The 6749-nt window shown below is 68.6% G+C and carries 1 protein-coding gene; it reads left to right on the forward strand.

Annotated features, from left to right (window positions below):
- On the forward strand, window positions 1-6749 hold a 6749-nt coding region (locus A3CE_RS57640; RefSeq protein WP_020647589.1), incomplete at both ends, for a non-ribosomal peptide synthetase.

Raw genomic sequence — 6749 nt, forward strand, 5'->3', positions numbered from 1 at the left:
GCGGATCCGGACGCGGTGGCGGTGGTGTGGGACCGGGGCGCGTTCACCTACGGAGAGCTGGACGCGCGTTCGGACCGGCTCGCGCGGACGCTGGTGGCCGCCGGGGCCGGGCCGGAATCGGTGGTCGCGGTGCTGATGGAGCGTTCGGCCGACCTGGTGGTGGCGTTGCTCGCGATCCTCAAGGCCGGGGCCGCGTACGTGCCGCTGGACACGGGCTGGCCGGAAGCGCGGATGCGCGCGGTGCTCGAAGACGCCGGCGCCGCGGTACTCGTGGTGCACGAGGCGACGGCCCGTCATGAACTCGGCCTCACGGCGATTCCGGCCGATGCCGACATGGACGCCGTGGTGAGCCTGCCCAGTGAGGTACCGCCCGATGGGGCCGCGTATGTGATGTATACGTCGGGGTCGACGGGGGTGCCGAAGGGTGTTGTGGCCACGCACGGGGATGTGGTGCGGCTGGCGAAGGATCGCTGCTGGGGTGGGACGCCGCGGGTGTTGTTTCATGCGCCGCATGCTTTTGACGCGTCGTCGTATGAGCTGTGGGTGCCGTTGTTGTCGGGTGGCACGGTGGTGGTGGCGCCGGTCGAGCGTGTGGACGCGGCGGTGATTCGCCGGCTGGTCACGGACCGCGATTTGACGCACGTGCATGTGACGGCGGGTCTTTTCCGGGTGCTGGCCGAGCACGATCCGACCTGTTTTTCCGGGGTCCGTGAGGTGTTGACAGGTGGGGACGTCGTTCCGGCTGCTTCCGCGAGGCGGGTGCTGGAGGCGAATCCGGGTGTGGTGGTCCGGCAGTTGTACGGGCCGACTGAGGTGACGTTGTGTGCGACGCAGCACGAGGTCGGTGTTCCGGGTGAGATCGGCGGTGTTCTGCCGATCGGGCGCCCGTTGGACAACACGCGGGTGTATGTGCTGGACGAGAGGCTGGCTGCGGTTCCGGTCGGTGTGGCTGGTGAGCTGTATGTGGCGGGTGCGGGTGTCGCGCGTGGGTATCTGAATCGTCCTGTGTGGACGGCTGAGCGTTTTGTGGCGTGTCCGTTCGGTGGTGCGGGTGATCGGATGTATCGCACGGGTGATCGGGTGAAGTGGGATGCGGATGGTCGTCTGGTGTTCTCCGGGCGCGCTGACGATCAGGTCAAGATTCGTGGGTTCCGGGTGGAGCCGGGTGAGGTCGAAGCGGTCCTCTCGGGACACCCGGCGGTCGCGCAGGCGGCGGTGGTCGTCGGGGAAGACGTCCTGGGCGGCAAACGGCTCGTCGGCTACGTGGTGCCGGCCGAGACCGGGACTTCGATCACCGACGTGGTGCGCGAGTACGTGGCCGAGCGCCTTCCGTCCTCCCTGGTGCCGTCGGCGCTGGTGGAGCTGGCCGTCCTGCCCCTGACGCCCAACGGGAAGGTGGATCGGGCGGCCCTGCCCGCTCCCGAGTACGTGCCGGGCGGCGGCCGGGCGCCCGCGAACGCGCGGGAGGAACTGCTGTGCCGCGCTTTCGCCGCGGTGCTGGACCTCCCCTCCGTCGGCGTCGACGACGACTTCTTCGCACTGGGCGGCCATTCGCTGCTGGCGGTCTCGGTGGTGGAATGGCTGCGCCGGCGCGGGATTTCGGTTTCGGTGCGAGCGTTGTTCGTGACGCCGACCCCGGCCTCGCTGGCGGCCGTGGCGGGCCCCGAGCCGGTCGAGGTGCCCGCCCGCCTCGTTCCCGAAGGCACGACGGACCTCACGCCGGAAATGCTGCCCCTCGTCGACCTGACCGAGGAACAGATCGCCCGGATCGTGGCGGCCGTGCCGGGCGGCGCGGCGAACGTGCAGGACGTGTACCCGCTGGCACCGTTGCAGGAAGGCATCTTCTTTCACCACCTGATGGCCGGCCGGGACGGCGGCGACGTCTACGCCATGCCGTTCACGCTGCGGCTGGACACCCGGGAGCGGTTGACCGCGTTCCTCGGCGCCCTGCAGCGGGTGATCGACCGGCACGACGTGTACCGCACGGCCATCGTGTGGGAAGGCCTGCCGGAGCCGGTTCAGGTGGTGTGGCGGCACGCCGAGCTGCCGGTCACCGAGGGGCCGCTCGACGCCGGCGGGTGGCTGGAGCTGGGCCGGGCGCCGCTGCTGAGCGTCCGCGTCGCGCCGGAACCCGCGGGTGACGGCTGGCAGGCCCTGCTGCGCATGCACCACCTGATCCAGGACCACACCGCGCTGGAAGTCGTCCTGGACGAGATCAGGGCGTTCATGGAAGGGCGGGCCGGTGCGCTGCCGGCGCCCGTGCCGTTCCGCGAGTTCGTGACACAGGCCCGGCTGGGCATGTCCGGCGACGAGCACGAACGCCATTTCGCCGAGTTGCTGGGTGACGTGACCGAGACCTGCGCCCCCTACGGCCTGCTGGATGTGCACGGCGACGGCGCGGGAACCACGCAGGGCCGGTTGGCGGTGGACGGCGGGCTGGGCGGGCGGCTGCGGGAGGTGGCGCGGTCACGCGGGGTGAGTCCCGCGACGGTCTTCCACGTCGCGTGGTCGCGGGTGCTGGCGGCCGTTTCCGAGCGCTCCGACGTGGTGTTCGGCACGGTGTTGCTGGGGCGGGCGAACGCGGGTGCGGACCGTGTTCCCGGCCTGTTCATGAACACGCTGCCGGTGCGGGTCAGGACTACGGAGCTGACCGTCGGCGAGGCGCTGACCGGTATGCGTGACCAGCTCGCCGACCTGATGGTGCACGAGCACGCGCCCCTGACACTGGCACAGGCCGCCAGCGGACTGCCCGGCGGGCAACCGCTCTTCACCGCGATCTTCAACTACCGCCACCTCCGGCTGGATGTCGAGCAGTCGGGCACCGGCATCGACGGTGTCGAAGCCGTGCCGGCGGGAGACCCGACGAACTACCCGCTCGACATCACCGTGAACCAGAGTCCCACCGGGTTCGAACTCGTCGTGGAGGCCACGGCACCCGTCGACCCGGTACAGGTGTGCGGGCTGCTGCACACCTGCGTCGCCAACCTCGTCACCGCCTTGGCTGACGCCCCGGACCGCAGGCTCGCGACGGTGCCGATCCTGGATCCCGAATTCACCGGACTGCTCCGGGACTGGAATGACACGGCGGTTCCTGGGCCGGGTGGTCTGGTGCCGGATTTGTTTGCCGGGCAGGTGGTGCGGTCTCCGGACGCGGTGGCGTTGGCGGGTTCGGGTGTCGAGCTGAGTTATGCGGAAGTGGATGCGTGGGCGAACCGGCTGGCGCGGAAGTTTATCGGTGTGGGGGTGGGGCCGGAGTCGGTGGTGGCTTTGGTTTTGGAGCGTTCACCGGAGTTGTTGGTCGCGATTCTTGCGGTGTTGAAGGCGGGTGGCGCTTATCTGGCGATTGATCCGGGGTCGCCGGCGGAGCGTGTTCGTTTTATGGTTGAGGATGCGGCTGCGGTGCTGGTGGTGGATTCGCTGGGGTTTGTGGCGGATGTGGGTGGGTTTGGCGCGGGGCCGGTGTCTGATGTGGATCGGGTTGGGCCGTTGTTTCCGGATCATCCGGTGTATGTGGTGTATACGTCGGGTTCGACGGGTGTGCCGAAGGGTGTGGTGGTTTCGCATCGGGGTTTTGTGAATTTGTCGGTGAGTCATGGTCGGTTCGGGGTGGGGCGGGGTGCTCGGGTGGCGCAGTTCGCGTCGCCGGGTTTTGACATGTTTTGTGAGGAGTGGTTGCTGGCGTTGGTGTCGGGTGCGGCGTTGGTGGTTGTTCCGGCGGAGCGGCGGCTGGGCACCGAGCTGGCGGGGTTTGTTGCGGAGTTTGGGGTGACGCATGCGACGTTGCCGCCGGCGGCGGTGTCGACGTTGCCGTTGGGTGGTTTGCCTGAGGGTTTTGTGTTGGATGTGGGTGGTGAGGCGTTGCCGGGGGAGTTGGTGTCTCGGTGGGCTGGGGATGGGGTGATGTTCAATAGTTATGGTCCTGCTGAGGCGACGGTGAATGCTGCGGTGTGGCGGTGCCGGGCGGATGTGGGGTCGGGTGGTGTGGTGCCGATCGGGCGGCCGATTGCCAATGTGCGGGTGTATGTGCTGGATGGGGGGTTGCAGCCGGTTCCGGTGGGGGTGGGTGGTGAGCTTTATGTTTCCGGTGTGGGTGTGGCGCGGGGTTATGTGCGTCGTCCGGGGTTGACGGGTGAGCGGTTTGTGGCGTGTCCGTTTGAGCCGGGTGAGCGGATGTATCGCACCGGGGATCGGGTGCGCTGGAACGGTGACGGGGAATTGGTTTTTCTGGGCCGTTTTGACGATCAGGTGAAGATCCGCGGTTTCCGGGTGGAGCCGGGGGAAATCGAGAGCGTGTTGCTGACTCACCCGGCCGTGGGCCAGGCGGCGGTTATCGCCCGGGAGGACACTCCGGGTGAGCACCGGCTGGTCGGTTATGTCGTGGGTGCGGTGGCCTCGGCCGATGAGGTGCGAGGATTCCTGGCTGAGCGGCTCCCGTCGCACATGGTGCCTGCGGCGATCATGATTCTTGACGCTTTTCCGTTGACGTCCCATGCGAAAGTCGACCGCAAGGCACTTCCGGCGCCGGACTTCGCGGCGTTGTCGGGGACTGGTCGCGCGCCGGAGACCGCGCGGGAGGAAATCATCTGCGCCGCGTTCGCCGAGGTCCTGGGGCTTGAACGGGTTGGTGTCGAGGACGATTTCTTTGCGCTGGGTGGGCATTCGCTGTTGGCGGTGTCGCTGGTGGAGTGGTTGCGGCAGCGCGGCATGCCGGTGTCGGTGCGGGCGTTGTTCACCACCCCGACGCCGGCCGGGCTGGCCGCGGTGGCCGGTCCGGAGCCGGTGGTGGTTCCGCCGAATCTGATCCCGGCCGACGCCACCGAGCTGACGCCGGGAATGGTGACGCTGGTCGAGCTGACGGAGGCCGAGATCGCCCGGGTGGTGGCGGCCGTGCCGGGTGGGGTGGCGAACATCCAGGATGTGTATCCGCTGGCGCCGTTGCAGGAAGGCATCTTCTTCCACCATTTGATGGCGCGCCACGACGGAACCGACGTCTATGTGACGCCCACCGTCATCGAGTTCGACTCCCGGGAACGCCTTGACGCCTTCGTCGCCGCGTTGCAGCGGGTCGTGGACCGCAACGACGTCTACCGTACGGCGATCGTGTGGGAGGGCCTGCGGGAGCCGGTGCAGGTCGTGGTGCGCCACGCGAAGCTGCCGGTCGCCGACGAGACCGCGGAGCGAGTGCTCGCGGCGGACAACGGATGGCTGGACCTTCGCCGCGCTCCGCTGATGGACGTGCGCGTTGCGGCCGAGCCGGGTACCGGCCGGTGGCTGGCGCTGGTGCGCATTCACCACCTCGTCCAGGACCACACGGCATCGGACGTGCTGCTCGACGAGGTGCGGGCGTTCATGACCGAGCAGGCCGGGCGGCTGCCCGCGCCGGTCCCGTTCCGTGAGTTCGTGGCGCGGGCGCGGTGGGGAATGCCGCGAGCGGAACACGAGCAGTACTTCGCCGACCTGCTCGGCGACGTCACCGAGACGACCGCGCCGTACGGCCTGACGGACGTGCTCGGTGACGGAAGCGCGGCCACGGAAGGCAGGCTGGCCGTGGACGCCGCGCTGGCCGGACGCGTGTGGAAGGCGGCGCGGAGCCTCGGTGTCAGCCCGGCGACGGTGTTCCACCTGGTGTGGGCACGCGTGCTCGGGGCAGTGTCCGGCCGGCGCGACGTCGTTTTCGGCACTGTCCTGTTCGGACGGATGAACGCCGGTGCCGCCGCGGACCGGGTGTCGGGTCTGTTCATCAACACCCTCCCGGTCCGGGTGGATCTCGCGGGGCAGGGTGCCGGCGAGGCGCTGACCGGGCTGCGCGACCGCCTCGCGGAGCTGCTCGTCCACGAGCACGCACCGCTCACGGTGGCGCAGACGGCCGCGGGCCTGCCCGGTGGCGGACCCTTGTTCACCTCGCTCTTCAACTACCGCCACGTCCAGACCACTGACACCGAAGAGTCCGAGATGGACGGCGTCAAGGTGCGTTCCGTGCGGGACAACACCAATTACCCGATCACCGTCTCGGTGGACCAGAGCGCGACCGGTTTCGATCTGGTCGTGTCCTCGGTCGCGCCCGTCGATCCCGCCGAGGTGTGCGGGTTGCTGCACACCTGCCTGGCCAACCTGGTCGTGGCGATCGAAGACACCCCGGACCTCCCGCTCATGGCGATCGACGTCCTCGATGCCGAGTACGAGGCCCAGCTCCTCCAGCGCGACGCTCCGGCGGTTCCGGAGTCCGATCGCACCTTGCCGGACCTGTTCGCCGAGCAGGCGGCGCGGACGCCGGATGCGGCGGCGTTGGTGTTCGAGGGATTCGAGCTGTCGTACGCGGAACTGGAGGCGCGCGCGAATCGGCTGGCTCGGAAGTTGGTTGGTCTGGGGGTGGGTCCGGAGTCGGTGGTGGCGTTGGCTCTGGAGCGTTCGCCGGAGTTGGTGGTGGGGATGTTGGCGGTGGTGAAGGCCGGTGGGGCGTATTTGCCGGTGGATCCGGGGTTGCCGCTCGAGCGTATCCGGTTTGTGGTCGAGGACGCCGGGGTGATGCTGGTGGTGGATTCGCCGGAGTTCTGCGCGGACGTAGCCGGGTTTGATGCGGGGCCGGTGTCTGATGTGGATCGGATTGTGCCGCTTCTTCCTGGGCATTCGGCGTATGTGATTTATACGTCGGGTTCGACGGGGAAGCCGAAGGGTGTGGTGGTGCCGCATCGTAATGTGGTGGCGTTGTTCGCGGCGTCGCGTGGGTTGTTCGGGTTTGGTGCGGGTGA

The organism is Amycolatopsis balhimycina FH 1894 (assembly GCF_000384295.1).
Taxonomy (GTDB): Bacteria; Actinomycetota; Actinomycetes; order Mycobacteriales; family Pseudonocardiaceae; genus Amycolatopsis; species Amycolatopsis balhimycina.